Origin of the sequence: Kitasatospora sp. NPDC091207 (genome assembly GCF_044768625.1) — a bacterium.
In the GTDB taxonomy this organism is placed as follows: domain Bacteria; phylum Actinomycetota; class Actinomycetes; order Streptomycetales; family Streptomycetaceae; genus Kitasatospora.
This window is the reverse complement of sequence record NZ_JBIVVS010000003.1, coordinates 160,528-176,645: the sequence shown is the minus strand read 5'-3', so window position 1 is coordinate 176,645 and position 16,118 is coordinate 160,528. Positions and strand designations below refer to the sequence as shown.

The following is a 16,118-nucleotide window of genomic DNA, read 5'->3' as shown; positions in this document are numbered from 1 at the left end:
CTGTGGGAACCCCCACACGCCCGCGCTCACTCCACCACCTGCGCGCCGTCACGCTGGGCCGAACAGCTGCGACGGAACGAACAGCGGTCGCAGCCGCCGCCGGTCCGCGGCACGAAGCGCTCGGCGAGCACCCGCCCGGCGGCGTCGGCCAGCAGGTTCTCGATCCACGGCTCACCGTCCGGCGGGTCCTGCCGCTGCACCTTGGGCGAGTCCGGGACGGCCTTGTCGGGCTTGCGCAGCTGCACCAGCTCGGCGCCGCCCGGGTCGGGGGCGTGACCGTCGAAGCCGGGCAGCTCGTTGAGCGCCCCGGCCCGGACGGCGAGCTGGTAGACCGCGAGCTGCTTGTGCTCGGGCAGCGACTTGTCGGTCGGCGCCTCCTTTCCGGTCTTGAAGTCGACCACGTAGGCCCGCCCGGCCGCGTCCTTCTCCACCCGGTCCATCGAGCCGCGGATCCGCACCGAGACGCCGCCGGCGTCCAGCGTGACGTCGAAGCCGTGCTCGGTGGCGACCACGTCACGGCCGCGCTGCAGCACGTGCCAGTTGAGGAAGCGCTCCAGGGCCGCCCGGGCCTCGGTCTTCTCCTGCTGGGACTTCCAGGGCGCGTCGAAGGCCAGCGCGTCCCAGACCGTGTCCAGGCGCTCCATCAGCACGGCGAGGTCGGCGGGGGTGCGGCCGGAGCCGACCTCGTCGGCCAGGGCGTGCACCACGTTGCCGAAGCCCTGGGCGGCCGAACCGGCGCTGCGCGCCTTGACCTCCTTGTCCAGGAACCACTGCAGCGAGCAGTTCTCCAGCTGCTCCAGCCCGCTGCCGGAGAGCCGGACCGGCAGGTCGGCGCTGCGCAGCGGCCCGGGGGCGGCGGTGGCGTCGTCCAGCCCCCACCAGCGGTCGGGGTGGGCGGCCGGCACCAGCGGCAGCCCGTCCTCGTCGGCGGCCAGCGCCAGGGTGGCGAGCCGCTCGGCGGCGGCGCGGCGCAGCTCGGGCGACCGGGCCGGGTCGACGGTGACCGCCCGCAGCTCGGCGACCAGCGCGGGGACGGAGAGCGGGCGGCGCGGGCGGTGGGTGACGTCCTCGACGGTGACCGGCGGGGTGCGGCGCACCACCCTGCCGGTCCTCGGGTCGACGTCCTCGCGGTACAGCTCGCGCAGGAAGCGGGACGGCTCGTCGCCGTCGTCGGCGGGGGCCTTGACGGCGGTGACGATCAGCCGCTCCTTGGCGCGGGTGGCGGCGACGTAGAAGAGCCGGCGCTCCTCACCCAGCAGGGCGGCCGGGGACAGCGGCTCGGCCAGGCCGTCCCGGCCGATCCGGTCGGCCTCCAGCAGCGAGCCGCGGCGGCGCAGGTCCGGCCAGAGGCCGTCCTGGACGCCGGCCACCACGACCACCCGCCACTCCAGGCCCTTGGACCGGTGCGCGGTCATCAGCCGGACGGCGTCCGGGCGGACGGCCCGCACGGTGAGGGTGTCGGCGGCGATGTCCTGGGCCTCCAGCTCGGCCAGCAGGTCCAGGGCGCTGCGGTGACCGGTGACCTGCTCCTCGGCGCGGGCGGCGGTCTCGAACAGGGCGCAGAGCGCGTCGAGGTCCCGGTCGGCGTTGCGGCCGGCGGCGCCGCCGCGCAGCGCGGCCCGCTCCAGGCGCTCGCGCCAGCGCCGGCTGCCGTCCCAGAGCTCCCAGAGCGCGTCCTCCGCGGTGCAGCCGCCGGCCAGGCGCTCGCGGACCTTGCGCAGCAGGGTGCCGAGGTCACGGGCGCGCCGGGCGTGCGAGGGGTCGAGGGCGATCAGCCGCTCCGGTTCGGCGAGGGCCTCCCGGATCAGCTCCTCGGCCGGGCGCGGCACGGCGGCGGTCCCCCCCTCGGCCCGCAGCGCGGCCCGCTCCTCCTCGCGCAGGGCGCGGCCGAGGCGGCGCAGGTCGGAGCCGTCCAGGCCGCCGAGCGGGCCGGTGAGCAGGGTGTGGGCGAGTTCGGTGGTGAGCGGGTCGGCGGCGGTCGCGCGGTCGTGCTTGTCCCGGGCGGCCTGCTCGGCGCAGACCCGGAGGGCGACCAGCAGCTGGGCCACCGCGGGCTCCTCGCGCAGCGGCAGGTCGTCGCCGTCGATCTCCAGCGGGACGCCGGCCGCGCCGAGCGCCCGCCGCACGCCGGGGATGGACCGGCCGCCGGCCCGGACCAGCACGGCCATCTCGCCCCACGGCACCCCGTCCTCCAGATGGGCGCGGCGCAGCAGGTCGGCGATCGAGTCCAGCTCGGTGCCCGGGGTCGGGTAGGTGTACACCTCGACCCGGCCGCCCTCGCGGGAGGGCAGCAGGGCCCGGTGCTGGGCGAGCTTGTCGGCCGGCAGCCGGCCCATCGGCATCCGCCGGGCCAGCTCGCGGGAGGCGGCGAGCAGGACGGCGCCGGAGCGGCGGGAGACCCGCAGCACCTTGACCTCGGCCGGACCGCCGCCGGCCTGCCGGAAGGTCTGCGGGAAGTCCAGGATGCCGTTGATGTCGGCGCCGCGGAACGCGTAGATCGACTGGTCCGGGTCGCCGACGGCGACCAGCTCCCGCCCGCCGCCGGCCAGCTGGCGCAGCAGCCGGACCTGCGAGGGGTCGGTGTCCTGGTACTCGTCGACGAAGACCACCTCGTAGCGCTGCCGCAGCCCCTCGCCCACCTCGGGGCGCTCGGCGAGCAGCACCGCGCGATGGACCAGCTCGGCGTAGTCGAGCACCCCGCGCAGGTCCAGGACGTCCAGGTAGTCGGCCAGGAAGTGGGCGGCGGCCGCCCAGTCGGGGCGCTGCACGCCCTCGGCGAAGCGCCGCAGCTCGGCCTCGCCGAGGCCCAGCTCCCGGCTGCGGGCGAGCACCGCGCGGACTTCGTCGGCGAAGCCCCGGGTGGTCAGGCAGGCCCGCAGGTCGAGCGGCCAGCCGATCCGGCCCCGGCCGTGGCGGGCGTCCTCGGCGCCGCCGGCCAGCAGCTCGCGGACCATGACGTCCTGCTCGGGACCGGAGAGCAGCCGCAGCGGCTCGGCGTAGTCCCGCGGGTCCTGGTGGGCCCGGAGCAGGGCGTAGCAGAAGGAGTGGAAGGTGGTGGCCTGCGGGGCGGGGGCCGAGGCCCCGAGCCGGCCGGACATCCGGTCGCGCAGCTCCATCGCGGCCTTGCGGCTGAAGGTCAGCACCAGGATCCGCTCGGGATCGGTGCCGCGCTCGATCCGCCGGGCGACGGCCTCCACCAGCGTGGTGGTCTTGCCCGTCCCGGGGCCGGCGAGCACCAGCAGCGGGCCGCCCGCGTGCTCCACCACGGCACGCTGGTACTCGTCCAGCACGGGCGGGGCGGGGAGCGCGAGGGGGCTGCGCACCAAACGGTAGGGGGAGCTCACGGACGTCCTGGGGGTCGTGCTTCGGGCAACGGCGGACGGGCCCGCGGCGGGGCCCGTCCTCTGTCGAGCCTACGATCCTGCCCCGTCATTCCCGTCCGCGCACCCGGTTCGGCGCTACCGGCCGTCCCAGCGGGCCCGCTTCAGGTCGACCCGGGGCGGGTCGGCGAGCTCGCGCAGCGGGGTGCCCTCCTCGCCGTACCGGGCGAGGGCGCGCTGCTCGTGCCCGGGCAGGAACCGGCCGTCCGCGCGGATCACCCGCCACCAGGGCACCGAGCCGCCGTAGAGGGCCATCACCCGGCCGACCTGCCGGGGGCCGCCCTGGCCGAGGTACTCGGCAACGTCCCCGTAGGTCATCACCCGCCCGGGTGGAATCCGCTCGGTCAGGTCGAGAACCAGTTCGGCGAAGGGCGGCAGCCCGCCCGGTCCGGCGTCGTCGGTAGCGTCCGTCACCTGCGGCATTCTTCCGCACGGGGCCCGGCCCGGGGTCCGGTACGAACGATCCGCCGCGCCCGATCCGGCCCCTGTCCAGCACGGGACGCCGAGGCATGCCACCATCTTCGGGGCGGTGAGTGGTGATACGAGGACAAGACCAGATGACCGGGACGGCTGACGTGGGTGTGGACGAGGACTCCGACGAGTCCTCCGACACCATGCCCGCGAGCCCGGGCGGCGGGCCCTCCGCCACGCCGTCGCCGGAAGTCTCCCTGATCAAGGACCGGACGATCAAGACCCCGCAGCCGACCGACCCCGCGGCCGAGGCGGCCGGACCCGCGACCGGGCCCGCCCCGGCCGGCGTCCCGGCCCCGCAGCCCGAGCCGTCCCCCGCGACCGGGCCCGCCCCGGCGGCCGAGCCGTTCCTGGTCCCCGAGGGGGACGCGGAGCACGAGGCCCACGAGTCGCTGGACGACACCCCGCACCTGGACGTCGACGAGCCGCTGCTCGCCGCCCGCGCGCACCGCCCGTCGGACCTGATCCGCTTCCTGGCCGGCGTCCTCGGCATAGTCTCGGTGTTCGTCCTGGCCGGTGTGGCGACCTCGACCACCACCGGCATCGAGCTGGACATCGCCTCCAACGCGCCGCGCTTCTCCCCGGTGCTCTCCACCATCACCGGCCTGGTCTCCAGCGTCGCGGTGCTCGCCGTCCCGCTCGCCTTCGCGGTCGAGCGGCTGATCAAACGCGACGGCCTGCGGGTCGCCGACGGCGTCCTCGCCTCGGTGCTCGCCTACGGCGTCTCGCTGGGCATCGACTGGTGGGTCGCCGAGGGCGCCTCGGAACACATCCGGGACGCCCTCACCCGGCTGCCGCTGGACAGCAACGGCACCCTCACCGACCCGGTGCACGGCTATCTGGCACCGGTGATCGCCTATATGACCGCGGTCGGCATGTCGAGCCGGCCGCGCTGGCGGGTCGCCCTCTGGGTGGTGGTGGTCTTCAGCGGGCTCACCGAGCTGCTCGGCGGCTACACCACCCCGCTGTCGCTGCTGCTCACCGTGCTGATCGGCTGGTCCGTCGCGTACGGCACGCTGTACGCGATCGGCTCACCGAACATCCGGCCCACCGGCCAGCACCTGATGATCGGCCTGCGCAAGGTCGGCTTCACCCCGGCCAGCGCCCACCGCGCCCCCGACGCCCCCGGCGGCACCCGCCGCTACTACGTCGCCCAGCAGAGCGGCCCGCCGCTGGACGTCCACATCATCGACCGCGAGCAGCAGGCCTCCGGCTTCTTCTACCGCGCCTGGCGGCGGCTGCGGCTGCGCTCGGTGGCCGTCCGCCGCAGCCCGCAGTCGCTGCGCCAGGCGCTGGAGCAGGAGGCGCTGATCGCCTACGCGGCGGCCGCCTCGGGCGCCCGCTCCCCACAGCTGGTGGCCACCTCGGAGCTGGGACCGGACGCCGCGATCCTGGTCTACGAGAACGTCGAGGGCCGCATCCTGGACGACCTCACGGACGCGGAGACCACCGACCAGGTGATGGCCTCGCTCTGGGAGTCCGTCGCCGCCCTGCACGAGCGCCGGATCGCCCACCGCCGGCTCACCGGCGAGTCGCTGCTGGTCGTCGACGAGAAGGCGGCCTGCCTGGTCAACCTCTCCGGCGGTGACATCGCCGCCACCGATCTGACCCTGCGCATCGACGTCGCCCAGCTGCTCACCACCTTCGCCCTGCGGATCGGCCCGGAGCGGGCGGTCGCCACCGCCAACGCCGTCCTCGGCGCCGACCGGGTCGCGCAGGCGCTGCCGCTGCTGCAGCCGGTCGGGATGAGCCGCTCCACCAGGGTCGACCTGAAGAAGCTCACCAAGGAGCGGAAGACCGCGGCCCGGGCCCGGGCGCTGCAGCAGGTCGCGGCCGGCGAGCGCACCCAGCAGCAGGCCGAGGAGGACATCGCGGTGGCCGGCGAGGACCTGCTCAGCCGGATCCGCGGCCAGATCCTCCAGATCGCCCCCGAGGCGCCGACCGAGACGGCCAAGCTGGAGCGGCTGAAGCCGAAGACCCTGATCATGGTCATCGCGCTCACCTTCGCCGCCTACCTGGCGCTGACCACCATCAAGCCGGCCCAGCTCAAGCTCTCCCAGATGGACTGGGCCTGGGCCGCCGTGGCGCTCGCGGCCGCCGCCTTCAGCTACGTCGCCGCCTCGATGAGCCTGACCGGCTTCGTCCCGGAGAAGCTGCCCTTCCGGCGCACGGTCGCCGCCCAGCTGGCCGGTTCCTTCGTGAAGCTGGTCGCGCCGGCCGCGATCGGCGGCATCGCGCTGAACACCCGCTACCTGCAGAAGACCGGCATCCGCTCCGGACAGGCGGTCGCCTCGGTCGGCGCCTCCCAGCTGGCGGGCCTGGCCGGGCACCTGCTGCTGCTGTTCAGCTTCGGTCTGATCACCGGCAGCCAGACCAACGGGGACCTCTCCGCCTCCCGCGCGGTGATCATCGGCGTGCTGACCGCCGCCGTGCTCGCCCTGGTGGTGGCGGCCGTCTCGCCGTTGCGGCGGTTCGTGCTGAACCGGCTGCGGTCGCTGTTCTTCGGCGTGGTGCCCCGGATGCTCGACCTGATGCAGACGCCCAGCAAGCTCGTCACCGGCTTCGGCGGCATCCTGCTGCTGACGCTCTCCTTCACCGCGTGCCTCGACGCCTCGGTGCAGGCCTTCGGCGGCAGCATCAGCTTCTCGGCGGTCGCGGTGGTCTTCCTGACCGCCAACGCGGCCGGCTCGGCCATCCCCACCCCCGGCGGCATCGGCCCGGTCGAGGTCGCGCTGATCGGTGCGCTCACCGTCGCCGACGTGCCCCCGACGATCGCCACGCCGGCGGTGTTCCTCTACCGGGCGCTCACCTTCTGGCTGCCGGTGCTGCCCGGCTGGATCTCCTACAACGTGCTCCAGCGCAAGGGCGCGCTGTAGGCCCCGCGGACACGTGAAGGGCCCGCCGGATCGCTCCGGCGGGCCCTTCACGCGCGTCTGCTAGTAGGTCGGCTTGTGCGGCTCGACCTGGTTCACCCAGCCCAGCACGCCGCCGCCGAGGTGGACGGCGTTGGAGAACCCGGCCGACTTCACCACGGCCAGCACCTCGGCCGAGCGGACGCCCGACTTGCAGTGCAGCACGATCTTCTTGTCCTGCGGCAGCGACTCCAGCGCGTTGCCCATCAGGAACTCGTTCTTCGGGATCAGCACCGCGCCGGGGATGTTGACGATCTCGTACTCACCGGGCTCGCGGACGTCGATCAGGAAGATGTCCTCCTTGTCGTCCTGCCACTGCTTGAGCTGCTTCGAGGTGATCGTCGAACCGGCGGCGGCGGCCTGCGCCTCCTCCGACACGACGCCGCAGAAGGCCTCGTAGTCGATCAGCTCGGTGACCGTCGGGTTCTCGCCGCAGAGGGCGCAGTTCGGGTCCTTGCGGACCTTCACCTGGCGGTAGGTCATCTCCAGGGCGTCGTAGATCATCAGCCGGCCGACCAGCGGCTCGCCGACCCCGGCCAGCAGCTTGATCGCCTCGGTGACCTGGATCGAGCCGATGGACGCGCAGAGCACGCCCAGCACGCCGCCCTCGGCGCAGGACGGGACCATGCCGGCCGGCGGGGCCTCCGGGTAGAGGCAGCGGTAGCACGGGCCGTGCTCGGCCCAGAACACGCTGGCCTGGCCGTCGAAGCGGTAGATCGAGCCCCACACGTACGGCTTGCCGAGCAGCACCGCGGCGTCGTTCACCAGGTACCGGGTGGCGAAGTTGTCGGTGCCGTCGACGATCAGGTCGTAGCCGGAGAAGATCTCCATCACGTTGTCGTTGTCGAGGCGCTCCTCGTGGAGGATCACGTTGACGTAGGGGTTGATCTCCTTGACCGACTCCCGCGCCGACTCACCCTTGGACCGGCCGATGTCCGACTGGCCGTGGATGATCTGCCGCTGCAGGTTGGACTCGTCCACCACGTCGAACTCGACGATGCCGAGCGTGCCCACGCCGGCCGCGGCGAGGTACATCAGCGCCGGCGAGCCCAGGCCGCCGGCGCCGACGCACAGCACCTTGGCGTTCTTCAGCCGCTTCTGCCCGGCCATGCCCACGTCGGGGATGATCAGGTGGCGGGAGTACCTGCGGACCTCGTCGACGGTGAGCTCGGCGGCCGGCTCGACCAGGGGTGGCAGCGACACGGGGACTCCGATGGTCGTCAGTTCAGGTGGCCAGGGCCAACCTCGGTGGCTTTTGCTCTGCCACCGAGGTGGCTCAGCTACGCCAACAGTGTCATGCCGCCCCGGTATTCCGAGACAGCTCGTCCGACTGGCGAGACACCCGGCGTCGGATGCTGGAACCGCCCGCCGGAGCGTTCCGGCGGGCGGTCGGCGGCGCCGCGGCCCGTGGCGCCCGGGGCCGTCGGGCCCCCGGGCACCGTGACCGGCGGGGGTCAGACCCGGCAGGCCGTCTCCAGCCAGACGTCACCCAGCGACTCCTCCAACGGCACCTGTGTCCGCCAGCCGAGACGGTCCCGGGCCGTCCGCACGTCCGCCTGGCGCCACGGCACCGGCTCGCCCGCCGGTCCCCGCCCCTCGGCCGGCCGCGACTCCGCGGCCCGGTGGCCCGGGTGGTACGGGGTCACGTGCCGCTCGCCGTGCCGCTCGCCGTGCTGCGACCCGTGCCGGTCGGGGTGCTCACCCGGCCCGCCGGCCTGCGCGGGCAGCAGGACCGGCCGGTTCTCCTCCACGATCGACCCCTCGAAGCCGGACGCCCGGACCAGCAGCTGGGCCGCCTCCCGGGCCCGGACGGCGTGCCCGCTGCCGATGTTGATCACCCCGGTGGCCGCCGACACCGCCGCCGCCTGGATCGCCCGGGCGACGTCCCGGACATCGACGAAATCCCGGTATCCGGACAGGTCCGGCATCCGCACCTGCGACTCCTCGCGCTCCAGCGCCCGGCGCAGCCCCTCGGCGAGCCGCCCGAACAGCGAGGCCGTCGGCGCCCCCGGCCCCACCACGTCGAACACCCGCAGCACCGTCGCGTCCAGCCCGGAGGCCAGCACCAGTTCGGTCCCGGCGAGCTTGGACACCCCGTACGGGCCGACCGGGCGCGGCTCCGCGCCCTCCGACACCGGGACCCCGCCCGGCACCGGCCCGTACTCGGCCGCCGATCCGACGTGCACCAGCCGGGCCGGCTCCCGGCTGCGCCGGATCGCCTCGCAGACCGTGGCGACGGCCAGCGTGTTCGCCCGGATCAGCGTCCGCGAGCTGCCGTAGGTGGCGCCCGCGCAGTTGATCACCACCTGGGGCGCGACCGCGTCCAGGAAGCGGGCGAGTGCGCCCGGACTGCCGGTGGTCAGGTCGAAGCGGATGTCGGCCGAGTCACGCCGGCCGAGCACCGTCACCTGCAACTCCTGGTCCACGAGCAGACGATCGGTGACCCGACGGCCGATAAAGCCGTCGGCGCCCAGCAGCAGCACCCTCATCGGGGGTGTCCTTCCACGAAGCGAGGTCGGGTTCGACCTGGCGGACAGAGTGAACAACGGGGAGGTGGAGCGGTTCGGTGGGGCCGGGCCCGGGTACGGCCGACGGCCCGGCCCCGGCGGGCTCAGCGGTGCGCGTCGGCCCGGCCGAGCACCGGCCAGGCGTACGCCAGCAGGGCGAGCGCGACGGCGCCGCCGCCGAGCAGCCAGGCCGTCGGCGCGGAGCGGCCCAGCACGAGCGGCGCCGCGACGGCGGCCGGGCCGGCGAGCGCGCCCAGTGCGGCGGCGCCGGTCCGGCCGGACCGGGCCAGCAGCGCGGGCAGCACCAGCAGTAGCCCCAGCACGCCCTGCGCCGCCCACTGGCCGGGTTCGGCCCGCTCGGCCGCCACGTGCAGCAGGCCGCCGCCGCGGTCCGGTCCGGGGCGGGGTGCCAGGGCCGTCAGCACGGCGAGGGCGGCGAAGGTCAGGACGGCCAGGACGGCCAGATGCAGGGCGACGGCCACCGGCAGGACCGGCCGCATCCGGGACCGGAAGTCGGCGAGGGTGCCCGCCACCCGCAGATGGCCGCGGGCGATGTGCCGGAACCACCGCGCCGCCCACTCGGCCGACCCGGCCGACAGCGCCGCGGCCAGCACCAGCGCGGCCGTCCCCCGGCCGTCACCGGCACCGGACGGCCCGAACCCGGCCCCGACCCCGGCCAGCGGGAGCAGCAGCAGGGCGGCCACTCCACACCCGTGGGCGAGCGCGGCCGGCCGGAGCCGCCCGGCGGACGGCCCCGGCCCCGGCGTCTCCGTCTCCGTCTCCGTCTCCGGCCACGCTCCGGCCACGGCTGCCCGGACCGGCCACCCGGTCGCGTCCACGGCCCGGCCGCCCCGCCCCGGGACGGACACCGCCGGGATCAGCACGAGCGGGACGGCGGCCGGCAGCAGCACCGACCAGCGGCCCGCCGACCCGACGGCCGCCGCCACCGGCAGCACCGCCGACGCCGCCCGGAGCGCCGCACCGCACCGCCGCTGCCGTTCTCCGCCCGGCCCGGCCGCCCGGTCCGGGGGCGGGCGGCGCGGCACCCGGGCGTACAGCTCCTCCGCGAGCGAGAACAGGTCGGCGTGCCGGCAGCGCGCGGCCGTCCGCGCTCCGTGCCCGGCCTCCTCCAGCCCGGCGGCGATCTCCAGCGGATCGACGGCCCGCTCACAGAGCTCCCGGTACTCGGCCATCACCTCGCGGACCGGGTCGCCGAAGACCCCGGACAGCCCGGCGGCCGGGCCACCGCCGGTGACCGGCCCGGTCCCGGTGGCCGGGGCGCCGCCGGCCATCAGACCGCCTCCGCGAGGGCGCCGGTCCGCTCGGACGCCTCGTCCTCGTCCTCGCCGCCCTCACCGCCCTCGCCGGCCGGCTGCCCGGCGCTCCCACCGCCCCGGCGGTCGGCCAGCCAGTACTCGGCGGGCCGGGCGAACGGGCGCGGCTGCTCGCCGACAGCCCCACCGGCCTTCACGACCGCCGGGAAGGCCGGCCACTGGGAGACCAGCTCCAGGTAGATCTCCCGGAACGCACCGACCACCGGTTCCACGGCGAAGCGTTCCTGCGCCCGTAGCCGGCCCGCCGACCCGAGTCTGGCCCGCCGCTCGGCATCGCACAGCAGCGCCAGACAGGCACCCGCCAGCGCCCGCGGGTCGCGCGGCGGTACCAGCAACCCGGTCGGCCCCACCACCTCCCGGGCCACCCCGACGTCCGTCGAGACCACCGCCCGGCCGCTCAGCATCGCGTCCGCCAGCAGGCCGGGGCCGCGCTGCGAGAGCGCCGAGAAGACGACCACCGTGCCGCTCTCCCAGGCCGCCGCCACCGAGCCGGGCCGGCCGGCGAACTCCACCTCCCGGGCCACCCCCAGCCGGTCGGCCACCGCCTCGCAGTGCGCCCGGTAGCCCGGGACGGCCTCCTCGCCGTGGATCACCAGCCGGGCCGCCGGCAGCGCGGCCCGGACCCGCGCGAAGGCGTGCAGCACCAGCTCGGTGTCCCGGCCCGGCTCCAGCGCGCCCGCCCAGACCAGGGTGGGCGCGGCCGGCTCCGGCCCGGCCGCCGCCCGGGCCACCGCCGGCGTGCCCTCGTGGACCACCCTGGTCCGTGCCGGATCGGCGCCGCAGCGACGCTGCCACTGCTGGTCGTGGGCGCTGCCGGGGGTCAGTATCGCGGCCTGCCGGTACGTCTCCTCGGTGAGCGCACGGAAGAAGGAGAGCAGCAGCGCCCGGACCGGCCAGCGGTAGGGGGCCTCGCGGTAGCCGAGGTACTGCTCGCGCAGGTGCAGGCCGTGCTCGGTGACCACGAACGGCACCCCGTGCAACCGCTTGGCCACCAGCGCCGGCAGCGCCGCCGGGCCGCCGCCCACCACATGGCAGAGGTCGGCCGAACCGAGGCCCCCCGGTCCGGTGCCGTACCAGGGCGCGGAGAGCGGGCGCAGGCAGTGCTCCAGCAGGTCCGCCGCGACCAGCACGTCGCGGACCAGCGGCTGCCCGGCCGAGGTGTCCGCCCCGGGGGAGCGCCAGACCCGTTCCAGCGTGCGGCGGGCGTGCGCGGAGGCCAGGAACGCGGACAGCGCGCCGTCCTCGCGGGCGAGGGCCGCCAGCCGGTAGAGCCCCGTCCCGAACGAGGCCCGCCCGCCCGGCATCACCAGCGCCCGGACCAGCTCCTCGTACGCCCGGGCGTACTGCCGCCCGCGCAGCGCGCCCGGCTGCCGGCCGGCCGGTCTGCGGCCCCACAGCGCCAGTTCGTGCACCCCGAGCCAACGGCCCCGCGGGCTCTCGGCGACGCCCGAACCGGCCGCCCCGGCCAGCACGTACAGCTCGAAGTCGTGCTCGGCCAGACCCTCCACCAGCCGGGCGCACCAGCCGCCGGCACCACGCCGGGGGCGCGGACGGGCACTCTCGGTGAGCAGTGCAACGCGCACGGGGGACCTCCAGAGCAGAGCGGATCGACGGATGGCGGGAGCGGTTCGATCGGCACCCGGGCGCCCCGCGCAGGCGCGGGAACGGCCCGGGGTGGAGGAGTCCGGCCGGCCGCAGGCGCCGCGCCCCGGACCGGCGGTCGCACCGGGCGCCGGCCCCCTGCGTGCGGCTGCCCGCCGGTCCCTCTGCTCCGGCGGCCGCCGCTCCCCCACACCTGTTCGGTCCGACAGCAGAAAGGTAGGACCGGGCCCCGGTGATCCATCGGTCACATGCCTGGTTGCCACCTGAACGAGTGAACCGGCGTGACTTCGCCCCGGACCGGGCCGTTACCGCCCGCCCGCCCCGGCATCCCGCCCGGGCCGCCGCCCGGACCCGCGCCGCGCCCCGCTCAGTCCCGTGCCAGCAGCTCCCGCACCGCCCGGGCCACCGGCTCCGGGTGCTCCATCATCGCCACGTGCCCGGACTCCGGCAGTACCAGCAGCCGGGCGTCCCCGAACGCCGTGCAGGCCCGCCGCGCCGAGCGGTACGAGACCAGCTTGTCGCGCAGCCCGTACACCAGCAGCGTCGGCGCCCTCACCTGCTCCGCCTGCCGCCAGAGCGCCTGGTCGCCCCGCTCGGTGTACGCCGAGACGATCCCGCGCGCCGAGCCGGTCAGCGCCCGCATCGCGTGCGGCACCTCGATCCGGCGCCGGTACTCGGCCACCGCCTCCGCCCGGGCCACCGGGGAGAGGCTCAGCGGGTCGCCGTAGACCAGCCGCAGCAGACCCTCGGTGGCGTCCTCCGGGCCGCGGCCGTTCGACGGCAGCCGGCGCAGCAGGGCGGGCAGGCCGGGCACCGCGAGCAGCCCGGTCGGCCAGGCGGTGCGCTGCGGCGGCAGCTCGGGCAGCGCGGGCGAGATCAGCGTGAGACTGCGCACCAGGTCGGGGCGGAGCGCGGCGAGCCGGACGGAGACCGCGCCGCCGAGCGAGTTGCCGAACAGGTGGACCGGGCCGCGGCCGGTCGTCTCCAGGTAGCCGATCACCGCGCGCACGTGGCCGGACACCGAGAGGTCACCGTCGGCGGGCAGGGCCGAGTGCCCGAAGCCCGGCAGGTCCAGGGCCTCGCCGTCGACGAGACCGGCCAGCCGGTCCATCAGCGCCGTCCAGTTGGCCGCCGAGCCGCCGAGCCCGTGGACGAACAGGGCCGGCTCCCGGCCCTCGGCGGCCCGGCCGTCGGGCCGGTGCACCGCCAGTGCCGCACCGGGGACCTCGACCGTGCGGAAGGCCGCGGGTGCCGCTGTCTCCGGGCGAATCTGCTGCTCAGCGCTGCTCATGGTGGACGATGGTAGTGAGCCCCCGGTGCCCCGGGGCCGTCCCGGCTCCTGTCGGACCACTGCCGTTGCCGGTGGTCAGCGCCGTATTGTGGGCTCCTGACAAGGGGGCTCGGTTCTTTTCTCACGCTCGCCAGGCGCGAACGCGGTTACCGAAAAGTAGAATCGGCCATCTTGCCAGCCCCGAACAACCCGTGAAGTGAGGAGCGCCGTGACGGCCATCCAGGAGGCGCAGGAGCGCCCGCGCGGTGCCCGCCTGCCGCGAAGCGCCCGCCGTGAACAACTGCTCGGTGCCGCCCAGGAGGTGTTTGTCGCGCAGGGCTACCACGCGGCCGCCATGGACGACATCGCGGACCGCGCCGGGGTCAGCAAGCCGGTGCTGTACCAGCACTTCCCCGGGAAGCTGGAGCTCTACCTGGCGCTGCTGGACAAGCACTGCGACGCCTTGGTCGAGTCGACCCGTGAGGCGCTCGCGGCGACCACCGACAACAGGCACCGGGTGGCCGCGACGATGGAGGCGTACTTCAACTACGTCTCCAGCGAGTCCGGTGCGTTCCGGCTGGTCTTCGAGTCGGACCTGACCAACGAGCCGGCCGTCCGCGAGCGCGTGGAGCGGGCCTCGGACGCCAGCGCGACCCTGGTCAGCAAGGTCATCCAGGAGGACACCGACCTCCCCGAGGCCGAGTCCAAGCTGCTCGCCGCCGGCGTCTGCGGCCTGGCCCAGATCACCGCCCGCTACTGGCTCTCCCAGGGCCTGGAGATCCCCCGCGACGAAGCCGTCCGGCTGGTCGCCAGCCTGGCCTGGCGCGGTCTGAAGGGCTTCCCGATGCACCCCACCAACGAGTCCGGCGAGGCGCAGGCCGCCGACCAGTGATCCGTCGACCTTCGCCTGGGCACTGATCCGGTGCTCTATGGTGAAGCCGTACGGCGCGATCACCGCGAACGCTTGTCCCAGGCGGTCCGGTGGCCGCGCATGGCTGGCTGCAACCCGGAGGGACGGAAGTCGTGGAGGTCAAGATCGGCGTGCAGAACGCGCCGCGCGAGATCGTGATCGAGAGCGCGCAGACTGCCGATGAGGTCGAGAGCGCGATCGCCAAGGCGCTGGAGGGCACCTCGAAGCTCTTCTCGCTGACCGACGAGCACGGCCGCCGCGTCATCGTCCCGGCCGAGCGCCTGGCGTACGTGGAGATCGGCGAGCAGGCTGCCCGCAAGGTCGGGTTCGGCACGCTCTGAGCTGCTTCGCGGTGCCCCGTTCCCTCCCGCGGGGAACGGGGCACCGCTGCGTGTACGGCCGGGTGGACCGGGGTACGGCGACAAGTGCGGCCGCCCGGAGGCCGCGCTCGCGAACCGGGGAGGCACCCTTGCTGGTCGAGTCGATCGCCTTCGCCCTCGTCGGCCTGATCGTCGGGGCCGCCGCGCTGCTGGCGCTGCCCACCTACTTCCCGGCGGGCCGCGGGCCGACGCTCGGCACGGCACTGGTGTCGGCCCTGCTCAGCGGGGTGATCACGCACTTCACGCTGGACGGCCGGTACCCGGCGGCCAGCATCGGCATCGCGGCGGTCGCCTCGGCCCTGCTCACCTCGGTGCTGGCCCGGCCCGACCTCGCGGCCGGGCGCCAGCCCGCCCACCGGCCCCGCCCGCACCGGGCGGGCACGCACCGCCGGCAGCGGCACGCCTGAGCCGCGCGGGCCCGGGAGCACCCGTCAGGAGGCGAGCCCCAGCGCGGCCATCCGCTTGGTGTGCGCCTCGGTGATCCGGTTGAACATCTTGCCGACCTCGACCAGGTCGAAGCCCTGCACCTGGACGCCGCCGACCAGCAGGTTGGAGAGCGCGTCGCGCTCGGCGACCACCCGCTGGGCCTGGCTCAGCGCCTCGCCCATCAGCCGCCGGCCCCAGAGCGCCAGCCGGCCGCCCGACCGCGGGTCGGCCTCGATGGCCTGCCGCACCTTGTCGACGGCGAACTGGGCGTGCCCGGTGTCCGACATCACGCCGAGGACCAGGTCACGGGTGTCGTCGTCCAGCCGGACGGCGACCTCGCGGTAGAAGTCGGTCGCGATCGCGTCACCGACATAGGCCTTGACCAGGCCCTCCAGCCAGTCCGAGGGGGCCGTCATCCGGTGGAACAGCTCCAGCGGCTCGACGAACGGCCGCATCGCCTCCTCCGGGTCCGCGCCCACCTCGGTGAGCCGGTCGTGCAGGCGCTGGTAGTGCTGGAACTCCGCGGAGGCCATCCGGGCCAGCGCGGCCTTGTCGGCGAGGCCCGGCGCGAGCTTCGCGTCCTCGGCGAGCCGCTCGAAGGCACTCAGCTCGCCGTACGCGAGGGCGCCGAGCAGGTCCAGCACGGCCGCCCGGTAGCCCGGGTCGGCCGAGCAGCTCGCCCAGTCGCCGATCGAGCCGGCCGCGCCGTCCTGCGTCTCACCTTGGGTCTCCATGACCTGCCACCTTAGTCGGGCGCGGCCGTCCGCACACGCGTGGTGCCGGTCCCGGGCCGCTCCCCCGGCCGGGCACCCGGGGCGGCCGGCCGGGGGCCCGTGACGGTCCCGCGGGAGCGATGTCAGACGCGTCACGTGTTCGAGTCGTCGCGTGACTGTATGGTGGTGGGGAGGTCCGTAGTGCTCGCACGG

Annotated in this window: 12 protein-coding genes; 4 read left to right on the top strand and 8 right to left on the bottom strand. The window is 75.3% G+C overall.

Annotated elements, in window-relative coordinates:
- Positions 1-26: 26 nt before the first annotated feature.
- Together ACIQTO_RS08430 and ACIQTO_RS08425 are read right to left on the bottom strand one after the other, a co-directional pair.
- Positions 27-3,344 (bottom strand): ATP-dependent helicase, encoded by a 3,318-nt coding sequence (locus ACIQTO_RS08430; protein WP_402384636.1) that lies wholly within the window; start codon positions 3,342-3,344, stop codon positions 27-29.
- Positions 3,345-3,458: 114 nt separating this feature from the next.
- Entirely contained in the window at positions 3,459-3,803 is a 345-nt protein-coding gene (locus ACIQTO_RS08425) for an MGMT family protein (RefSeq protein ID WP_380580262.1), read from the bottom strand.
- A 134-nt stretch (positions 3,804-3,937) separates the two neighbouring features.
- On the opposite strand from ACIQTO_RS08425, the gene ACIQTO_RS08420 reads away from it, so the two are divergent.
- Positions 3,938-6,727, top strand: coding sequence for a flippase-like domain-containing protein (locus ACIQTO_RS08420; protein ID WP_402384633.1), 2,790 nt, complete (start codon positions 3,938-3,940; stop codon positions 6,725-6,727).
- A gap of 60 nt (positions 6,728-6,787) precedes the next feature.
- Here ACIQTO_RS08420 and moeZ read toward each other — a convergent pair whose 3' ends face one another.
- The 5 genes from moeZ to ACIQTO_RS08395 form a co-directional block, all read right to left on the bottom strand.
- Positions 6,788-7,966 (bottom strand): adenylyltransferase/sulfurtransferase MoeZ, encoded by a 1,179-nt coding sequence (gene moeZ, locus ACIQTO_RS08415; protein WP_402384630.1) that lies wholly within the window; start codon positions 7,964-7,966, stop codon positions 6,788-6,790.
- 251 nt (positions 7,967-8,217) lie between these two features.
- Positions 8,218-9,252: an NAD-dependent epimerase/dehydratase family protein gene (locus tag ACIQTO_RS08410; protein WP_402384627.1), complete on the bottom strand. Its 1,035-nt coding sequence runs from the start codon at positions 9,250-9,252 to the stop codon at positions 8,218-8,220.
- Between the two features lie 122 nt (positions 9,253-9,374).
- Positions 9,375-10,562 (bottom strand): hypothetical protein, encoded by a 1,188-nt coding sequence (locus ACIQTO_RS08405; protein ID WP_402384625.1) that lies wholly within the window; start codon positions 10,560-10,562, stop codon positions 9,375-9,377.
- Positions 10,562-12,187: a DUF3492 domain-containing protein gene (locus ACIQTO_RS08400; RefSeq protein WP_402384622.1), complete on the bottom strand. Its 1,626-nt coding sequence runs from the start codon at positions 12,185-12,187 to the stop codon at positions 10,562-10,564. Before ACIQTO_RS08400 ends, ACIQTO_RS08405 begins: the two co-directional genes overlap by 1 nt.
- Positions 12,188-12,573: 386 nt before the next feature.
- Positions 12,574-13,497, bottom strand: a complete 924-nt coding sequence (locus tag ACIQTO_RS08395; protein WP_402384619.1) for an alpha/beta fold hydrolase — start codon at positions 13,495-13,497, stop codon at positions 12,574-12,576.
- Between the two features lie 208 nt (positions 13,498-13,705).
- Between ACIQTO_RS08395 and ACIQTO_RS08390 the strand changes: the two genes are divergently transcribed.
- The 3 genes from ACIQTO_RS08390 (at position 13,706) to ACIQTO_RS08380 (ending at position 15,173) form a co-directional block, all read left to right on the top strand.
- Positions 13,706-14,368, top strand: coding sequence for a TetR/AcrR family transcriptional regulator (locus tag ACIQTO_RS08390; protein ID WP_402384616.1), 663 nt, complete (start codon positions 13,706-13,708; stop codon positions 14,366-14,368).
- Between the two features lie 131 nt (positions 14,369-14,499).
- Entirely contained in the window at positions 14,500-14,727 is a 228-nt protein-coding gene (locus ACIQTO_RS08385) for a DUF3107 domain-containing protein (protein ID WP_380580247.1), read from the top strand.
- A 128-nt stretch (positions 14,728-14,855) separates the two neighbouring features.
- Positions 14,856-15,173 (top strand): hypothetical protein, encoded by a 318-nt coding sequence (locus ACIQTO_RS08380; RefSeq protein ID WP_402384613.1) that lies wholly within the window; start codon positions 14,856-14,858, stop codon positions 15,171-15,173.
- Positions 15,174-15,197: 24 nt separating this feature from the next.
- Here the strand turns inward: ACIQTO_RS08380 and ACIQTO_RS08375 are convergent, their stop codons facing one another.
- Complete coding sequence (locus tag ACIQTO_RS08375; protein WP_402384610.1) at positions 15,198-15,926, bottom strand: ferritin-like fold-containing protein; 729 nt, start codon at positions 15,924-15,926, stop codon at positions 15,198-15,200.
- Between the last annotated feature and the right edge of the window lie 192 nt (positions 15,927-16,118).

What these genes read in the sequence shown, in the direction of transcription:
- ACIQTO_RS08425 (WP_380580262.1), bottom strand. Translation starts at nt 3,803, where the DNA reads ATGCCGCAGGTGACGGACGCTACCGACGACGCCGGACCGGGCGGGCTG.
- ACIQTO_RS08420 (WP_402384633.1), top strand. Translation starts at nt 3,938, where the DNA reads ATGACCGGGACGGCTGACGTGGGTGTGGACGAGGACTCCGACGAGTCC.
- ACIQTO_RS08410 (WP_402384627.1), bottom strand. Translation starts at nt 9,252, where the DNA reads ATGAGGGTGCTGCTGCTGGGCGCCGACGGCTTTATCGGCCGTCGGGTC.
- ACIQTO_RS08405 (WP_402384625.1), bottom strand. Translation starts at nt 10,562, where the DNA reads ATGGCCGGCGGCGCCCCGGCCACCGGGACCGGGCCGGTCACCGGCGGT.
- ACIQTO_RS08395 (WP_402384619.1), bottom strand. Translation starts at nt 13,497, where the DNA reads ATGAGCAGCGCTGAGCAGCAGATTCGCCCGGAGACAGCGGCACCCGCG.
- ACIQTO_RS08375 (WP_402384610.1), bottom strand. Translation starts at nt 15,926, where the DNA reads ATGGAGACCCAAGGTGAGACGCAGGACGGCGCGGCCGGCTCGATCGGC.